General features: G+C 34.0%; 12 protein-coding genes. 9 read left to right on the top strand and 3 right to left on the bottom strand.

Annotation, left to right across the window (positions count from 1 at the left end; genetic code table 11):
- Positions 1 to 4 precede the first annotated feature (4 nt).
- Positions 5 to 409: a sugar 3,4-ketoisomerase gene (locus tag ACM55I_RS03545; protein ID WP_416845390.1), complete on the top strand. Its 405-nt coding sequence runs from the start codon at positions 5 to 7 to the stop codon at positions 407 to 409.
- Here the strand turns inward: ACM55I_RS03545 and ACM55I_RS03550 are convergent.
- Genes ACM55I_RS03550 through ACM55I_RS03560 form a run of 3 tightly spaced genes read right to left on the bottom strand, consistent with a single transcriptional unit; the run spans position 395 to position 2,895 of the window.
- Complete coding sequence (locus ACM55I_RS03550; RefSeq protein WP_416845391.1) at positions 395 to 1,321, bottom strand: glycosyltransferase family 2 protein; 927 nt, start codon at positions 1,319 to 1,321, stop codon at positions 395 to 397. The genes ACM55I_RS03545 and ACM55I_RS03550 overlap by 15 nt on opposite strands.
- On the bottom strand, positions 1,322 to 2,209 hold the full coding sequence (locus ACM55I_RS03555; RefSeq protein WP_416845392.1) for a glycosyltransferase family 2 protein: 888 nt from the start codon (positions 2,207 to 2,209) through the stop codon (positions 1,322 to 1,324).
- Complete coding sequence (locus ACM55I_RS03560; RefSeq protein WP_416836971.1) at positions 2,209 to 2,895, bottom strand: cell division ATP-binding protein FtsE; 687 nt, start codon at positions 2,893 to 2,895, stop codon at positions 2,209 to 2,211. The genes ACM55I_RS03555 and ACM55I_RS03560 overlap by 1 nt, the downstream gene beginning before the upstream one ends.
- A gap of 248 nt (positions 2,896 to 3,143) precedes the next feature.
- Between ACM55I_RS03560 and ACM55I_RS03565 the strand changes: the two genes are divergently transcribed.
- The 8 genes from ACM55I_RS03565 (at position 3,144) to secDF (ending at position 17,846) form a co-directional block, all read left to right on the top strand.
- Positions 3,144 to 6,158, top strand: a complete 3,015-nt coding sequence (locus ACM55I_RS03565) for a tetratricopeptide repeat protein (RefSeq protein ID WP_416845393.1) — start codon at positions 3,144 to 3,146, stop codon at positions 6,156 to 6,158.
- Positions 6,159 to 6,238: 80 nt separating this feature from the next.
- Positions 6,239 to 7,102 (top strand): PhzF family phenazine biosynthesis protein, encoded by an 864-nt coding sequence (locus tag ACM55I_RS03570; RefSeq protein ID WP_416845394.1) that lies wholly within the window; start codon positions 6,239 to 6,241, stop codon positions 7,100 to 7,102.
- A 53-nt stretch (positions 7,103 to 7,155) separates the two neighbouring features.
- The gene (locus ACM55I_RS03575; protein ID WP_416845395.1) at positions 7,156 to 8,964 is read left to right on the top strand and encodes a TonB-dependent receptor; all 1,809 of its coding nucleotides are present in this window, start codon (positions 7,156 to 7,158) and stop codon (positions 8,962 to 8,964) included.
- A 100-nt stretch (positions 8,965 to 9,064) separates the two neighbouring features.
- Positions 9,065 to 9,514 carry a hypothetical protein gene (locus ACM55I_RS03580; RefSeq protein ID WP_416845396.1) on the top strand — a complete coding sequence of 150 codons (450 nt, stop codon included), beginning with the start codon at positions 9,065 to 9,067 and terminating at the stop codon, positions 9,512 to 9,514.
- A 208-nt stretch (positions 9,515 to 9,722) separates the two neighbouring features.
- Positions 9,723 to 11,399 (top strand): asparagine synthase B, encoded by a 1,677-nt coding sequence (gene asnB, locus ACM55I_RS03585; RefSeq protein ID WP_416845397.1) that lies wholly within the window; start codon positions 9,723 to 9,725, stop codon positions 11,397 to 11,399.
- Positions 11,400 to 11,688: 289 nt separating this feature from the next.
- Positions 11,689 to 13,632, top strand: a complete 1,944-nt coding sequence (gyrB, locus tag ACM55I_RS03590; protein ID WP_416845398.1) for a DNA topoisomerase (ATP-hydrolyzing) subunit B — start codon at positions 11,689 to 11,691, stop codon at positions 13,630 to 13,632.
- Positions 13,633 to 13,711: 79 nt separating this feature from the next.
- Complete coding sequence (gene mdh / locus ACM55I_RS03595) at positions 13,712 to 14,647, top strand: malate dehydrogenase (RefSeq protein ID WP_416845399.1); 936 nt, start codon at positions 13,712 to 13,714, stop codon at positions 14,645 to 14,647.
- Between the two features lie 226 nt (positions 14,648 to 14,873).
- A complete protein-coding gene (gene secDF, locus ACM55I_RS03600) occupies positions 14,874 to 17,846 on the top strand; it encodes a protein translocase subunit SecDF (protein WP_416845400.1) in 2,973 nt (990 codons plus the stop codon).
- Positions 17,847 to 17,899 lie beyond the last annotated feature (53 nt).

Raw genomic sequence — 17,899 nt, forward strand, 5'->3', positions numbered from 1 at the left:
AACAATGACAACTAATACTGATGTTCAATTAATCGAAATTCCAAAAATTTGTGATTCAAGAGGTAATTTATCTGTTATTGAGGGAGATACATTACCGTTTGTGTCTAAAAGAGTTTATTATTTATATGATGTTCCCAGTGGTAGTGAAAGGGGAGGGCATGCACATAAAGAGCAACAGGAACTATTGATTGCTGTCAGTGGAAGCTTTGATGTGGTTTTGAAAGATGGAAGTTTTGAAAAAATAATAACGCTCAATAAACCCAATATCGGGCTTTTGATTCCTACGGGAATTTGGAGAGAATTAGAAAATTTTTCTTCAGGTTCTGTTTGCTTGGTATTGGCTTCGGATGAGTTTGATGAAGAAGATTACATCAGAGACTATCGAAGTTTTAAATTATTTAAACACTGAAGAACCCAATCCGTTATTGGTTAAAATTAATTTTAAATGGATTAATGGATTCAAAATAACCGAAGGCATTAAAAGTAGCAATCGCTTTTTGAACGTTATATTTTTCAAATCAATAGCTTTGTAATAAGAATTGAAATTGTCTTCATCAGAAAGTAGTTTAGATTTTATTGCCAATGAAAACCGATTCAAATCGAGGAATTTTTTCAAACTTAAATTTGTTTTTTCTTGTTCTTCGAATTTCGAAAAATTAATCTTTGTGTTTAGATAGGTCTTATTTTTTGAAAGGCTATTTTCATCGTAAACGTATCGTGTCAAGATTTTCCAAGAAAAGACAATTGGGTGATTTATCCCGATTCGAATCCACATATCAGTGTCTTGACCGCTTTTTACTTCTATGTCAAAATCTCCTATTTCTTCGAAAATATTTTTATGAAAAACGGCACATGAAGTACAAATAACGGTTTCCTTCGAGCTGGCAGTAAAGTAATTTACAATTTCACAATCGTTCGTTTTAGTAATCGAATAACTTGCAGAAATAACTTTTTTTGATGTTTCAATTTCAATAGCTCCAGAAAATACTTTTTGTTCAGGATAGCTTTTAATGTTTTTAAACATTTCTTCTAAAAAATCTGGATACCAATAATCATCTGCATCTATAAAACTAATATAATTGGATTGTGCTTTTTCGATACCATCGTTTCTTGCTGATGAAACCCCAGCATTTTCTTTGTAAAAATAACGAATTCTGGGATCATCAAATCCTTTTATAATTTGAGCGCTGTTATCAGTAGATCCATCATTGATAATTAGTATTTCAAAATCAATAAATGTTTGATTAAGAACACTTTTTAAAGTAAGTTCAATGAATTTTTCTTTATTGAAAAGGGGGATTATTACAGAAAAAAAAGGCATCTATTTGCTGTTTAAATAACAAAAATAACCAATTTTATAGCAGTCAAATACTAATAGTGACGGTTTTTCTGAAGTTAAATGATATTCGAGCTTTAATTGCAGTTTTTGAAACAGCCTAGCAATCAATAAATTAATTTTAAAATGGCACAGTATTTTGTGAGTCTTAATTATTTTGGTGTCAATTTCAATTTTTGAATTGGTTTTTGAAATAAATAAAAGTGTTTCAAGAGCCGTTTTAGTTTTGGATAAAAAGAGTGATGAAGTTTCTAAATTCAAATGATATAATGGATTTTCTATATGTTCAATTTCAATGTTGTGTAACTTTAGGGTCTGAATAAAAGAGAAGTCTTCATAACCATATTCGGTGATTTTTTCATCAAATGAAAGTACATCGAAAACTATTTTTTTTATTAAAAGATTGGAAACGAAAGTGGTTTTATAAGGGTTTTTTTTTCGTTCGGAAACTGCCAAAGCTTCTCTCTTTTGCCCAAATATCCACCGTAATAATTGGTCATTATCCGGTTTGTCTTTGGTGTAAGCGATTCCTCCAAAAAATATTTTTTTAGCAGATAAATTTCGGTTAATGTAATTTGAAATAAAAGCGGAATTTTTGGGAAAAGTATCGCAATCTACATAAAGCAGCCATTCATAATTCGACTTAGAGGCCAGTAAATTTCTGATTTTGCTTCTTCCAATATTTTGTGATAATTCAACAAAGAAACAATTTGTTAAAAATTGTATTGGATTATTTTTTGATTGATGCTGAGTTGATGCATCATCAATACATATAATCTCAAAACCAATTTTGCATTCCAGACATTGTCGATGCAATTCCAAGACTAAAGGAAAAGCATTGTAATTGTATATTGGAACGAGAATAGAAAGCATTATGCAGTTCGCTGCTGAACTACTTCAAAAATTCTTTCATCTTCACATTTCAATGTTTTCGAAGGGAATTTCATTAACAAAGCATAATCGTGAGTCGCCATAATAATTGTTTTTCCGTTGGCATTGATGTTTTTTAATACTTCCAATACTTCGGCGCTGGTTTGAGGATCAAGGTTTCCTGTTGGTTCATCAGCAAGGATAAGTTCAGGATCGTTAAGCAAAGCTCGTGCGATTGCCACACGTTGTTGTTCTCCTCCAGAAAGTTGATGAGGCATTTTATTGCCAAATTCTTTCATGCCCACTTTGTCTAAAACTTCGTCAATTTTTCGTTGCATTTCGTCATTGTCAATCCAGCCTGTAGCTTTGAGAACAAATAACATATTGTCTTTTACAGTTCTGTCTGGCAGTAATTTGAAATCTTGAAAAACGATTCCAATCTTTCTTCTTAAAAATGGAATATCATCTTCTTTCAAAGCCGCCAAATCAAAATCTACGATATTTCCTTCTCCTTCAGTCAAAGGTAAATCACCATATAAAGTTTTCATTAAGCTACTTTTTCCGGAACCTGTTTTTCCAATGATGTAAAGAAATTCACCATGTTTTACATCTAAGTTTACGTGGGATAAAATAGATTTACCTTCTTGATAAATGTTTACATTTTTTAAAGACAGTACGGATTGTGACATAATTAGCGTTTGTTTATGGGGTAAAAGTAATAAGATAACGCTTCTATTCAAAATAAATTCTATTCAATTAAATAGAATTCTGATAATTATAATTTATGCAAGTAAATCTAGAAGTTTGAAGGGATGAATATTGTAGCAATGAAAGTTAAATTTTACAGTGTTAAAAAAAATATTCATAATAAAAGCGAATTGCGATTCGTTATAGAGTTCAGAATATAATACATTTGAATTATTAAAATAAAATCACAATGCGTAAAATTTCTTGGCTCTTCTATTTACCACTTTTCATTATAACTGCTACTGTTTCAGCACAAAAATCAACTATTTATACTAGCGATTCCAAAGATTTCAATAAAGCGGTTTCCTTATTTAATGATGGGCAATATACATCTGCGCAAATTATTTTTAATAAAGTTGAAGAAACGGCCACTGCAGAAGAACTGAAATCGGATTGTGCGTATTATGCCGCTAATTGCGCCATTAGAACCAATCAAGCCAACGCTGATGCGTTGATGGAACGATTTGTTTCGGATTATCCAACAAGCGTAAAACAGAATCAGGCGTACATAGAAGTGGCTCATTATCATTTTGATCAAGGAAATTATCCGCAAGCCTTAGAATGGTTTGATAAAGTGGATGAAAGCCAATTGAGCGCTAGCGACCGAGATAAATTTAATTTCCAGAAAGGCTATAGTTTTTTTAATGCCAAAAAGAAAAAAGAAGCAACAGTCTATTTGAATAAAGTGGTTAATTCTGCTGAATATGGTTCTCAGGCCAAATATTACTTGGGATTCATGGCTTATGAAGGAGACGATTACAAACAAGCCACAAAATATTTTGACGAAGTTTCGGGCGAAGAAAAATACAAAGAAAAGCTTTCGTATTATCAAGCGGATATGAACTTTAAGTTGGGAAATTTCCAAAAAGCTATTGATTTAGGTGAAAAAGCGATGGCTAAATCCAATCCTGCCGAAAAATCAGAATTGAATAAAATTATTGGTGAAAGTTATTTTAATTTAAAAAAATACGACACTGCAATTCCCTATTTGGTTGCTTATAAAGGCAAAAAAGGAAGATGGAGTAATACCGATTTCTATCAATTGGGATATGCGTATTACAAACAAAAAGACTACGAAAACGCCATTTCTCAGTTTAATAAAATTATAGGCGGGAAAGATTTTGTGGCGCAAAATGCGTATTATCATTTGGGGGAAAGCTACCTGAATACCAACAAGAAACAACAAGCGTTGAATGCGTTTAAAAATGCTTCCGAAATGAATTTTGATGCCGCTATTCAAGAAGATGCGAGTTTAAATTATGCAAAATTAAGTTATGAACTAGGAAATTCCTATCAGAGTGTACCGGCGGTTTTGCAAGCTTTCTTGAATAAATATCCGGATAATGCCAGCCGTTCGGAGGTTGAAAAATTATTGATTGATTCTTATATTTCTTCTAAAAATTATAAAGGAGCCTTAGTTTTATTGGAAAAAAATAAAGCCCCAGAAAATAAATTAGCGTATCAAAAAGTACTTTTTTACAGCGGTTTGGAATTATATACCGATGGGAATTATGAAGAAGCGTTGAAAATGTTTTCGAGATCTATTAGCGTACAAAGAGATGCTGTTTTTACAGCTAGAGCCACTTTCTGGAAGGGAGAAACAGAATATGTTTTGGATGATTTCAAAAGTGCTTTGTCGAGTTTTAAACAATTTATTGCTGCATCGCAAGCCGCAACTACACCGGAATTTAAAAACAGTAATTACAATATTGCTTACACGTATTTCAAATTGAAAGAGTACGATCAAGCAGGTAATTATTTTCAAAGTCAAATAGAAAAAGTGAAAGACGATAAAGTGCGTTTGAATGATTCCTATTTGCGTTTAGCGGATTGCCGTTTTGTAACTTCAAAATACGGAGCAGCGATGGATGCGTATGTAAAAGTTATAGAATCCAAAAGTGTAGATGCGGATTATGCGTATTTCCAAAAAGCAATATGTTACGGATTTATTGCTAAAAATGATAAGAAAATTGAAGAACTGAATGCCTTTTTACAATTATATCCAAAATCAGAATACAGAGACGACGCTCTTTTTGAACTTGGAAACACGTACGTTGCCGAGAATAAAACGGATCTTGCAGTGAAAACATACGACCGATTAAATACGGAATTCAAAAGAGGTTCTTTTACTTCCAGAGCAATTTTGCGTCAAGGTTTAGTCTATTACAATTCAGATAAAGACGAACAAGCATTGGTAAAATTTAAAAAAGTAGCCGCTGATTTTCCTAAAACTCCAGAGGCATTGGAAGCTGTTGCAACTGCACGTTTGATTTATGTGGATAGCGGCAGAGTGGATGAATATGCAAACTGGGTCCGTACTTTGGATTTTGTCGCCGTTACGGATGCCGAACTTGATAATGATACCTATGAAGCTGCTGAAAAGCAATTTCAACAGAATAATACCAAACAGGCGATTGTAGGATTTAGTGGTTATGTTGCTAAATTTCCACGAGGAATTCATGCTTTGCAAGCTAATTATTACTTAGCGCAATCTTATTTTTCTGATGGGTCAGAAAGCAAGTCTATTGCTAATTATGAATTTGTAATTGCCCAATCCAGAAGTGAATATACCGAACAATCTTTGTCGCGATTGGCTCAAATTTTCCTTAAAAATAAAGACTATGACAAAGCAATACCGGTATTATCTCGTTTAGAAAATGAAGCGGATATTTCTCAGAATAAAACATTTGCACAATCGAATTTGATGAAATCATATTACGACAAGAAAGATTATCCAAATTCAGTTATTTATGCGGAGAAGGTTTTAATGAATCCTAAAACAGATGATGATGTAAAAAGTGATGCGCAAATCATAATTGCTCGTGCTGCAATGCAAACGGGTGATGAAGCAAAAGCGCGAACCGCTTACGCAAAATTAATGACAATTGCCAAAGGAGAACTAGCTGCCGAAGCGTTGTATTATGATGCTTATTTTAAAAATAAAGATGGGAAATTCGAAGTGTCAAATGTAGCGGTTCAAAAATTAGCGAAGAATTATTCGAGCTATAAATATTTTGGGGCCAAAGGATTAGTCTTGATGGCGAAAAACTTCTATGGATTGAAAGACAGTTATCAAGCAACCTATATTTTAGAAAATGTGATTCAAAATTTTACTGATTTTCCAGCTGTTGTTTCGGAAGCACAAACAGAATTGGACGCTATTAAATCTGAAGAATCTAAAACAAATTCATCAATTATAAAATAAAGTAGTTGCAGATTGGGATTTAGAAAATAAAAAAAACGGCATATAATTTTAAAATAATTGAAAGCCAAAAAAGAAACGAAATGAATATACCTTTTTACATAGTTGATGTTTTTGCTGAGAAAAAATACGCAGGCAATCAACTGGCTGTTTTTTTAGGGGCTGATGCGTTAAGTGCAGAAGAGATGCAAAAAATTGCCCTTGAAATCAACTTTGCGGAAAGCACCTTTATAATTAAGCTTGAGTCGGAAAATAGCGTTGCAGAAATCAGAATTTTTACTCCGGAACATGAAATGAAGTTTGCGGGACATCCAATCATAGGAACTTCTTGGGTTTTGATGAATAAGATATTTGAAAATCAACCTGAAAAGATTGCATTGTCAGTTCCAATTGGTAAAATTCCAGTTCATCAATCGGGAGATCTGGTATGGTTGCAGGCGGCTCAACCAGAATTTTTGGATACTTTTTTAGCGGATGATTTTTTAGCCTTCAGCAATTTAACCACTGCTGATTTTGATGATCAATTTCCCATTCAGGAAGTTAGTACAGGAAGTGCTTTTATAATTGTTCCTATCAAAAATAAAAAAGCATTAGAGCATTTAATTCTTGACAAGGTTAAAATGAATGAGTGGTTGCATGCACACTGCAAAACCAGTCACAGAGCGTTGTATTTTTATTGTTTAGAGGAGGCAAAACTCATTAGCAGAATGCTTTGTATTGAAAACAATCAACTTATTGAAGATGCAGCTACGGGAAGTGCGAGTACCTGTTTACAGGCTTTTCTTTTAAAATATCATTCCTCAGAAATTCAGATTGTCAATCATCAGGGCGATTTTATTAATAGATCATCTCGAATTTATTTTGATGGAAAACTAACGGAAAATCATTTTGATATAAAGATTGGTGGGAAAACGCAATTCATTGCAAAAGGCGAATGGGAAGTATAAATTGCAAGGTTCAGAGTTAGAAGTTAAATAGAATAGAAGTAAAAAAATAAAACATGGCATTTAAAAATAGAAACATAAAATCATTTACAAATACGGTATCAACATTTTCGGCTCCTTTTCCTTCGGGTAGCGTTGGGTTGGGGATTTTGTTCTTCTTTCTCTTTCAATTTTCGTTCGCACAGAAAAAAGAACAGATAGGAACCGAAACGGTAAATGTTGTGAAGCCTTATACGCCAACAATTTCGGATGCTTTCAAAGTAAAAGAAACGCCTGCATTGGAAGAAGAAGGAAATACTAAAAAAGAAACGATAAAATACACCATTTTTTCTTTTCCGGTAGCCTCAACTTTTACGCCGTCTAAAGGAAAGGCAGAAGGAGTGGAGAAAGAAAAACAGGAACATTTGTTTAAGAATTATGCCACTTTAGGCGTGGGGAATTACGGAACCTTCATTGGAGAATTATTTGTAAATCACGATTTGAATAGTACAGATTATGTTAGCGGAATGTTTCGTCATCATTCGTCACAAGGCGGTATAAAAAGTGTAGCATTAGATGATCGTTTTTATGATACTGCGATTGATTTAACGTACGGATCCAATCAAAAAGACGTGTCATGGAATTTTGATTTGGGTTATCAAAATCAAATTTATAATTGGTACGGTTTACCAGCTGATTTTGGTACTGCTTTGACACCTCAAGATAGGAGGACGTTGATTAATGGAATCAATCCGCAACAAACGTATAATACAATCTCACTTGGAGCAAAAATAGATTTTAATGAGCGTATTTTAAATAAAATGAGTGTTAAGTTCAATCATTTTTCGGATGTTTATGGATCTTCAGAAAATAGATTTTATGCCAAGCCAATAGTGAAATTTGATGTGATGGAAAGCGCTGTGAAAACAGATATAATAGTTGATTATGTTGGCGGAAGTTTTAAGAAAAACTATTCAAATACGAATGCGCAACCTGTGAAATACGGTTTTACTAATTTTGGTATTGCGCCAAGTTTTGTAATGCAAGAAGACGATTGGACGCTGAATATTGGCGCTGGATTGTTTTATAGTTTGGATAATGAAAACAGCAATAACAAATTTTTTGTTTACCCAAAAATCAATGCTTCGTACAAAGTTGTAGGCGATTTGATGATTTTCTACGCTGGTGCCGAAGGAAACTTAGAACAAAACTCTTATATGGATTTTGTCAATGAAAACCCGTTTCTGTCTCCAACATTAAATATTGCGCCAACAGACAAGCAATTTGATATTTTTGCGGGATTAAAAGGGAAATTGACTAACAACGTGAGTTATAATATTAAAGGTTCGTATGTAAATGAAAGAAATAAAGCGTTGTTTAAAAGCAATGATTATAATGAAAATACTACAAATCAGGATTACGCTTTTGGGAATTCCTTTCAAGTGGTTTATGACGATATGAGAACACTGAGTTTTTATGGGGAATTAAAAGCTGATTTTTCTTCAACTGTATCTTTTGGAATCAACGGGACTTTTAATAGTTATACTAATGATTTTCAAAGTGAAGCTTGGAATTTGCCAACCGTAAAAATAAATTCAAACATTAATTTTAATATTACACCAAAATGGTTCGCTGGTGCAAATGTATTTTACGTAGGTGAGCGTAAAGATCAACAGTGGAATACCAGCTCTAGTTTAATTGCGAGTCCAATTACCTTACCTTCTTATTTTGATCTAAATGCAAATGTTGGATTCAAATATAGCGACCGATTGACAACCTTTTTAAAAGCCAATAATATTACCAATAAAGCGTATGAAAAATGGTTGAATTATCCGGTTCAAGGTTTTCAAGTGATTTTAGGGGCGAACTATAAATTTGATTTTTAGTCCCCACCCCAGCCCTCCCCGAAGGGGAGGGGGCCGAAACGCAACAACAATAATAATTACTTTTGTATTCAAAAACTTCGCGCCTTAATGGCAAAATCCTATGACTTTCAAACAAAAAATACATACCCATTATCTGCAATTAGTTCAGGATCGAATCGATGTTTTCAAAGACATGATTGTGGCGCTCACCGAAGATTCGAAGAATGATGCTAAAGGTTCTGCGGGAGATAAACACGAAACTGCTTTGTCGATGATGCATATTGAGCAGGAAAAACTCAACACTAAACTTAGAGAAGTGTTGACTCAAAAAGCGGTTTTAGACAAAATAGATGCCACTACAATTGCCGAAACAATTATCGTAGGGAGTTTAGTAAAAGCCAACGGGATTTATTTATACCTGAGTCTGGCACTTCCCAAAATCAATATGGAAGGAATCAATATTATTGCATTATCACCACAATCGCCTTTGGGAAATAAATTAATGGGAAATACAATCGGATTTACCTTCGAGATTAATGGTACCAAGTATTTGATTGAGGAAATTAAATAAAAAACCATTGTAATCCGTGTAATCTTCATTCTATTTTACAATCTGAAACTTCAAAAACTGTTTTTGTTATTTTTTAATTACATTTTAAGTGTAAAATTAAGTATTTGCTTTTAATTTAAAACTAAAATAGCTATTTGTGTTTTAGGAATGTAACTCTTGTTGCATCTTTGCCCTATCAAAATAAATAAAACAATAAAAATATATAGTTATGTGCGGAATAGTATGTGCCTTTGATTTAAAACAAAAAGCGGAAGTTTTAAGACCGCAAGTATTAGAAATGTCTAAAATTATCCGTCACCGTGGACCGGACTGGAGTGGAATTTTTAGTAATGAAAAAGCCATTTTGTCTCATGAGCGTTTGGCAATTGTTGATCCAGCTTCTGGAAAACAACCTTTATTTAGTGAAGACAAACAACTTGTTTTAGCAGCAAATGGTGAAATTTATAACCACAGGGAATTGCGTAAACAATTTGAAGGAAAATATAACTTTCAAACGGAAAGTGACTGTGAAGTTATTTTAGCACTTTACAAAGAAAAAGGACCTCATTTTATAGATGAAATGAACGGGATTTTTGGATTTGCTATTTATGATGTTGAAAAAGATGAGTATTTTGTTGCTCGTGACCACATGGGAATTATCCCATTGTACATTGGTTGGGATCAACACGGAACATTCTATGTTGCTTCAGAATTGAAAGCTTTAGAAGGATATTGTACCAAAATCGAATTGTTTCCTCCAGGACATTATATGTCAAGCAAAGACGGAGAATTTGTACAATGGTACAAAAGAGAATGGGTTGATTATGATGCCGTAAAAGACAACGTAACCAGCATTGACGAAATTAAAGTAGCTTTAGAAGCAGCGGTTCACAGACAATTGATGAGTGATGTGCCTTATGGAGTATTGCTTTCTGGTGGTTTGGATTCTTCTATTACTTCGGCTGTAGCCAAAAAATATGCGCAAAAAAGAATAGAATCTGGGGATGTTGCCGATGCTTGGTATCCTCAATTGCACTCTTTTTCGGTAGGATTAGATGGTTCTCCAGATTTAGCGGCAGCTCAAATAGTTGCGGATCATATTGGAACCATTCACCACGAAATAAAATTCACTATTCAAGAAGGTTTGGATGCGGTTAAAGATGTGATTTATAATCTGGAAACGTATGATGTTACTACGATTAGAGCCTCAACGCCTATGTGGTTAATGGCGCGAGTTATTAAATCAATGGGTATTAAAATGGTGTTATCAGGTGAAGGAGCGGATGAACTTTTTGGAGGTTACTTGTATTTTCACAAAGCACCAAACGCAAGAGAATTCCACGAAGAGAACGTACGTAAATTAGGTAAATTACACATGTATGATTGTTTGCGTGCTAACAAAAGTTTAGCAGCATGGGGAATTGAAGGACGTGTGCCATTTTTAGACAAAGAGTTTATGGATGTGGCGATGAGAGTTAACCCACAAGATAAAATGATTAACAAAGAGCATCCAATGGAAAAATGGGTAGTTCGTAAAGCCTTCGAAGATATGTTGCCACCAAGTGTAGCTTGGAGACAAAAAGAACAATTTAGTGATGGAGTAGGATACAGCTGGATTGATACTTTGAAAGAAGTAGTAGCTGTAGAAGTTTCAGACGAACAATTAGCAAATGCGAAGTACAGGTTTCCTTTGCAAACGCCAACTTCAAAAGAAGAATATTATTATCGTTCTATATTTCACGAGCATTTTCCAAGTGATGCCGCAGCATTATGTGTGCCGCAAGAGGCCAGTGTGGCTTGTAGTACAAAAATTGCTTTAGAGTGGGATGAAGCATTCAAAAACATGAATGATCCTTCAGGAAGGGCCGTTGCAAGTGTGCATGATGATGCGTATGTAAAAGCATAAAAAAATGTCAATGGGAAAATCAATTTCAATGGCAATAAAAGAATAAAAAAAATAGACAGAATTGTTTCAATTTTCAAATTTTCAAGACGACGCTAAAATGTTTGTTTTGAAAATTTGTTTTTTTGGAGCAATTTTTTTTTATAATTGATATTGATATTTGCAATTGTAATTGCTGTTCTTTTGTTAATAACTTCACTGCTTAAAAAGTGATTTTAACGGTAATATAATTTGCGTTTTTATATATTTGCGTGTTAGACAAAAATTACATTTTTTTTAGAATAAAATATATATGAGCGAAGAAATCAAGAAGGACAATTATTCAGCGGATAGTATTCAAGCATTAGAAGGAATGGAGCACGTAAGAATGCGTCCATCGATGTATATTGGAGATGTGGGTGTTCGAGGACTGCATCATTTAGTTTATGAAGTGGTAGATAACTCGATCGATGAGGCAATGGGAGGCCATTGTGATACGATAATAGTTGATATAAATGAAGACGGGTCTGTTTCTGTTGAAGATAATGGACGTGGTATTCCAGTAGGAATTCATAAAAAAGAAGGAGTTTCGGCTCTGGAGGTTGTAATGACCAAAATTGGTGCCGGGGGAAAATTTGATAAAGATTCCTATAAAGTTTCTGGAGGACTTCACGGTGTTGGGGTTTCGGTGGTAAATGCGTTGTCAAACCATTTGAGAGCCACTGTTCACAGTAGTGACGGAAATGTGTACGAACAAGAATATGAAAAAGGAAAAGCACTATATCCAGTAAAACAAATTGGAGTCACTACAAAAAGAGGGACGATTGTCACTTTTTACCCTGATGAAACTATTTTTACGCAAACTACTGAGTTTTCTTATGATACGTTGTCGGCGCGTATGCGTGAATTGTCCTACTTGAATAAAGGAATTACAATCACATTTACGGATAGAAGAGAAAAAGATAAAGACGGAAATTTTGTTTCTGAAATCTTCCATTCTACCGAAGGGCTTAAAGAATATATCCGGTATTTAGATGGAAATCGTGAGCCAATTATAGCCCACGTTATTTCTATGGATAATGACAAAGGAGAAATTCCAGTTGAGGTGGCATTGATTTACAATACAAGTTACACGGAAAATATTTTTTCGTATGTAAATAATATCAATACGCACGAAGGTGGAACGCACTTGCAAGGTTTTAGAACGGGTCTTACCAGATCGTTGAAGAAATATGCGGATGCTTCGGGAATGTTGGACAAACTGAAATTTGATATTTCAGGAGATGATTTCCGTGAAGGATTGACTGCGATTATTTCGGTAAAAGTTGCGGAACCACAATTTGAAGGTCAAACCAAAACAAAATTAGGAAATAGAGAAGTTGTTTCGCCAGTAAGTCAGGCTGTTGGAGATATGATTGAAGCGTATTTGGAAGAAAATCCAAATGATGCTCGTATCATTGTTCAAAAAGTAATTCTTGCAGCGCAAGCTCGTCACGCGGCCAAAAAAGCGCGTGAAATGGTACAGCGCAAAACCGTAATGGGTGGCGGTGGATTGCCGGGGAAACTTTCGGATTGTTCGGAGCAGGATCCTGCAAAATGTGAAGTGTACCTAGTCGAGGGAGATTCGGCAGGTGGAACGGCAAAACAAGGCCGTGATCGTGCATTCCAAGCTATTTTACCATTACGTGGTAAGATTTTGAATGTAGAGAAAGCAATGGTTCACAAGGTTTTTGAAAACGAAGAGATTCGAAATATTTTTACGGCTCTTGGAGTTACCATTGGAACTGCCGAAGATAGTAAAGCCTTGAATATTGAAAAGTTACGCTACCATAAAGTGATTATTATGTGTGATGCCGATGTCGATGGTAGTCACATTTCTACTTTAATCTTGACGTTCTTCTTTCGATTTATGAAAGAATTGATTGAGGAAGGGCACGTTTATATTGCCGCTCCACCTTTATATTTAGTTAAAAAAGGAAACAAGAAAGAATATGCTTGGAATGATGCGCAACGGGATCAGGCGAATGAAAGAATGGGCGGAAGCGCAGGAATTCAGCGTTATAAAGGTCTTGGAGAGATGAACGCGGAACAATTGTGGGAAACTACAATGGATCCAAGTTTCAGAACCTTACGTCAGGTAACTATTGACAGTTTGGCGGAAGCTGATAGAGTATTCTCTATGTTAATGGGAGACGAAGTGCCGCCAAGAAGAGAATTTATTGAAAAAAATGCAGTTTACGCTAATATTGATGCTTAATTAAAAAGTTTATTCGTTGATTTGGTTATTTATATAATCGATTCAACGGTTAGGCAAATAACCAAATAAACATAAAAATATGAAAGTTACCATTATAGGAGCAGGAAATGTAGGTGCGACTTGTGCAGATGTAATTTCTTATAGAGGAATTGCCAGCGAAGTAGTATTATTGGATATTAGAGAAGGTTTTGCAGAAGGTAAAGCTTTGGATATTATGCAGTGCGCTACAAATACGGGTTTTAATACCAAAGTATCAGGTGTAACTAACGATTATTCTAAAACAGCAGGAAGTGATGTAGTAGTAATTACATCCGGAATTCCAAGAAAACCAGGAATGACTCGTGAAGAACTGATAGGTATCAACGCTGGAATTGTGAAAACAGTTGCTGAAAATGTATTGAAGCATTCGCCGGATACTATTATAGTGGTAGTTTCCAATCCGATGGATACAATGACTTATTTGGCGTTGAAAGCTACAGGATTACCAAAAAACAGAATTATTGGTATGGGTGGAGCATTGGATAGTTCCCGTTTTAGAACGTATTTATCTTTGGCTTTAGACAAGCCTGCAAATGATATTTCGGCAATGGTGATAGGTGGTCATGGTGATACGACCATGATTCCTTTGACGCGTTTGGCATCTTATAATGGAATTCCGGTAACTGAATTTCTTTCGGAAGAGGCATTGCAAAAAGTAGCTGCCGATACCATGGTAGGCGGCGCGACACTTACGGGACTTTTAGGAACATCCGCATGGTACGCACCGGGTGCATCGGTTGCGTTTTTAGTAGATAGTATTTTGAATGATCAAAAGAAAATGATTGCGTGTTCTGTTTTTGTCGAAGGAGAATATGGTCAAAACGATATCTGTATTGGCGTTCCTTGTATTATTGGTAAAAATGGAGTAGAAGAAATTCTTGATATTAAACTAAATGAGCAAGAAAAAGCCTTATTTGCTAAAAGTGCTGATGCAGTTAGACAAATGAATGATGCCTTAAAATCGATTTTAGCATAATATTTTAATTAGAAAAGAGAGAAGACTGCACTTTTGCAGTCTTTTTTTTGAGATTAATCAATAAATAAATTGGTTAATCTTAACGTTAATTATATATTTGCTCGGTTTAAAAAAATTGATGTAATTCCTGATATTCTTTTTTGGTTTCAAAAATTGATGGCAAGTCTTACTCTATAAGGTTTAAAGCAAAAATAAATAAATAAAAAATAATTAATTTTTAGTAATAATGCAGAATAAAGGACTTATTAAATTTTTCGCAATTCTATTTGCATTGGTAAGTATTTACCAACTTTCTTTCACTTTTGTCGCAAGTAAAGTAAAAAACGATGCAAAATCTTTTGCTAATGGGAATACTGAGAAAGAAGTTAAATATTTAGATTCTATCGGTAAAGAAAAAGTATTTAATCTTGGATTTACTGATTTTACTTTTAATGAAGTAAGTGATAAGCAAATTAATAAAGGTCTTGACTTAGAAGGAGGTATTAATGTAATACTTCAAATCTCTGTTAAAGATATATTGAAAGGATTATCCAATAATTCTAAAAATCCAGTTTTCAATAAATCTTTGGCTGATGCTACTGCAGATTTACAAGGAAATAAATCGTATTTAGACAAGTTCTTTGATGCTTTTGAAGCAAATTCAAAAGGAACTGTAAAATTAGCTTCTCCTGATATTTTTGCAAACAGAAGTTTGCAAGGTGAAGGTGGAGTAGATTTTCAGTTGACTGATGCGCAAGTTCAAAAAGTAATCAAAAGAAAAGTTGATGAGTCTGTAGAAAGTGCTTTCGGTGTATTAAGAAAGCGTATCGATAAATTTGGTGTAACACAACCGAATATTCAAAAATTAGGAGAATCTGGAAGAATTCTTGTTGAACTTCCTGGTGCTAAAGATGTAGACAGAATAAAAAAATTATTACAAAGTACTGCTCAATTAGAGTTTTGGGAAACGTATAAAATTGACGAAATTGGTAATTTTTTAATGGCTGCAAATGAGTCATTGAAAAAAACTGAAATCAATAAAGTTGAGGTTAAAACTGTTGCGAAAGATTCTTTGAGTGCTTTGTTAACAGATGGAAAAGATTCGGCAGCAACTAAAAAAGGAAATAATCCTTTATTGGATAAAATGATAGGTCAAGGTGGAGGACCAGTTTTAGGTCTTTTCTCACCAAAGGATACTGCTGTTGTAAATGGATATTTAAAAAGAGCAGACATCAGAGTTCTATTGACAGGAGATCAACGTTATGCTAAATTTGTTTGGGGTATTCCTTCCGCTATTAAAGATGCAAAAGGGAAAGATGTTGATGCGGTAGAATTATATGCTTTAAAAGGAAATAGAGATAATATTCCTGCAATGGCAGGTGGTGTAGTTACTGATGCAAAAGATACTTTTGATCAATCAGGAAAACCAGCTGTTTCTATGCAAATGAATAACCAAGGAGCAAAAGTTTGGGAAGAACTGACAGGTAGAGCTTATACACAAAAAAGCAATATCGCTATTGTTTTGGATGATATTGTATATTCTGCGCCAGGAGTTTCTAGTGGTCCAATTGCTGGAGGTAGATCTGAAATTTCAGGAACTTTTGATGTAACTCAAACTAAAGATTTAGCAAATGTCTTAAGAGCAGGTAAATTACCAGCTGCAGCAGATATCGTTCAGTCAGAGGTAGTAGGACCATCCTTAGGTCAAGAAGCAATTGATAATGGAACAACTTCTGCACTTGTAGGATTACTTTTAGTATCACTTTGGATGATCGTTTATTATGGAAAAGCAGGTTGGTATGCAAATATTGCATTGGCAGTTAACTTATTATTCTTATTCGGTATTTTAGCAAGTTTAGGTGCTGTATTGACATTACCAGGTATTGCCGGTATCGTTTTAACGATGGGTACTGCAGTTGATGCGAATATCATCATTTATGAAAGAGCAAAAGAAGAATTACGAGCTGGAAAAACATTGGGTGAAGCAGTAATTGCTTCTTACAGTTGGAAAGGTGCTATGCGTTCTATTGTAGATGCAAACGTTACGCACATTTTAATTGGTACAGTATTGTTTATTTTTGGTTCAGGACCAATTAAAGGTTTCGCAACAACGTTACTTATCGGTATTATAACTTCATTATTTACTTCAATCTTTATTGCAAGAATTTTTATAGACAAGAATATCGCTGGTAAAAATGATTTGTCATTTGTAACTAATTTTTCTAAAAACTTCTTTACTAACTTTCATTTTGATTTCTTAGGTGTGAAAAAATGGACTTATGCTTTTTCTTCAATTGTAGTTATTGTTAGTTTTGTTTCTTTATTTACAAATGGTTTAGATCAAGGTGTAGATTTTGTAGGAGGTAGAACTTTTCAGGTGCGTTTTGAAAAACCAGTTAGTGCTGAAATAGTAAAAGCGGAATTAGCCAAAGTATTTGAAGGAAGTGCTGAAGTAAAAATATTTGGTAATGATAACCAATTGAAAATTACTACTAAATATAAAGTACAAGAGCACGGAACCCAAGCTGATCAAGAAGTAAATAAGTTATTGTTTGATAATTTAAAACAACATTTCTCGGCAGGTTTGACTTACGATAAATTTGTAAATGCGTATGATGGTAAAAAATCAGGTATTATGCTAGCTTCAAAAGTTGGACCAACTGTAGCAGAAGATATTAAAACGAATGCATATTGGGCTGTTCTTGGAGCAATGTTAATTGTATTTTTATATTTGTTTATTAGTTTTAGAAAATGGCAATATGGTTTAGGAGCGATTGCTGCTGTAGCGCATGATGTTATCTTCGTATTAGGAATTTATTCATTGTGTTATAAATTTATGCCTTTCGGTATGGAAATCGACCAACATTTTATTGCCGCGATTCTTACTGTTATTGGGTATTCTATGAATGATACTGTTATTGTATTTGACAGGGTTCGTGAATTCTTAGACGGAAAAACTAAAGGTAATTTTGGAGAAATTGTAAACAAATCAATTAATTCAACAATGTCCAGAACAATCAATACGTCATTAACAATGATTGGTGTATTATTAATCATGTTTGTTTTTGGTGGAGAATCAATCAGAGGATTCATCTTTGCAATGCTAGTAGGTATTATTGTAGGAACATATTCATCATTGTTTATCGCTACACCAGTATTGGTAGATACGATTTCAAGAGAAGACAAAAAATTAATCGAAAAACAACATTCAGAAGTTTAAGATTTATTTTAATCGTAGTTAAGGAAAAGATCCAACGAAAGTTGGATCTTTTT

The organism is Flavobacterium algoris, assembly GCF_048158525.1.
GTDB lineage: Bacteria > Bacteroidota > Bacteroidia > Flavobacteriales > Flavobacteriaceae > Flavobacterium > Flavobacterium algoris.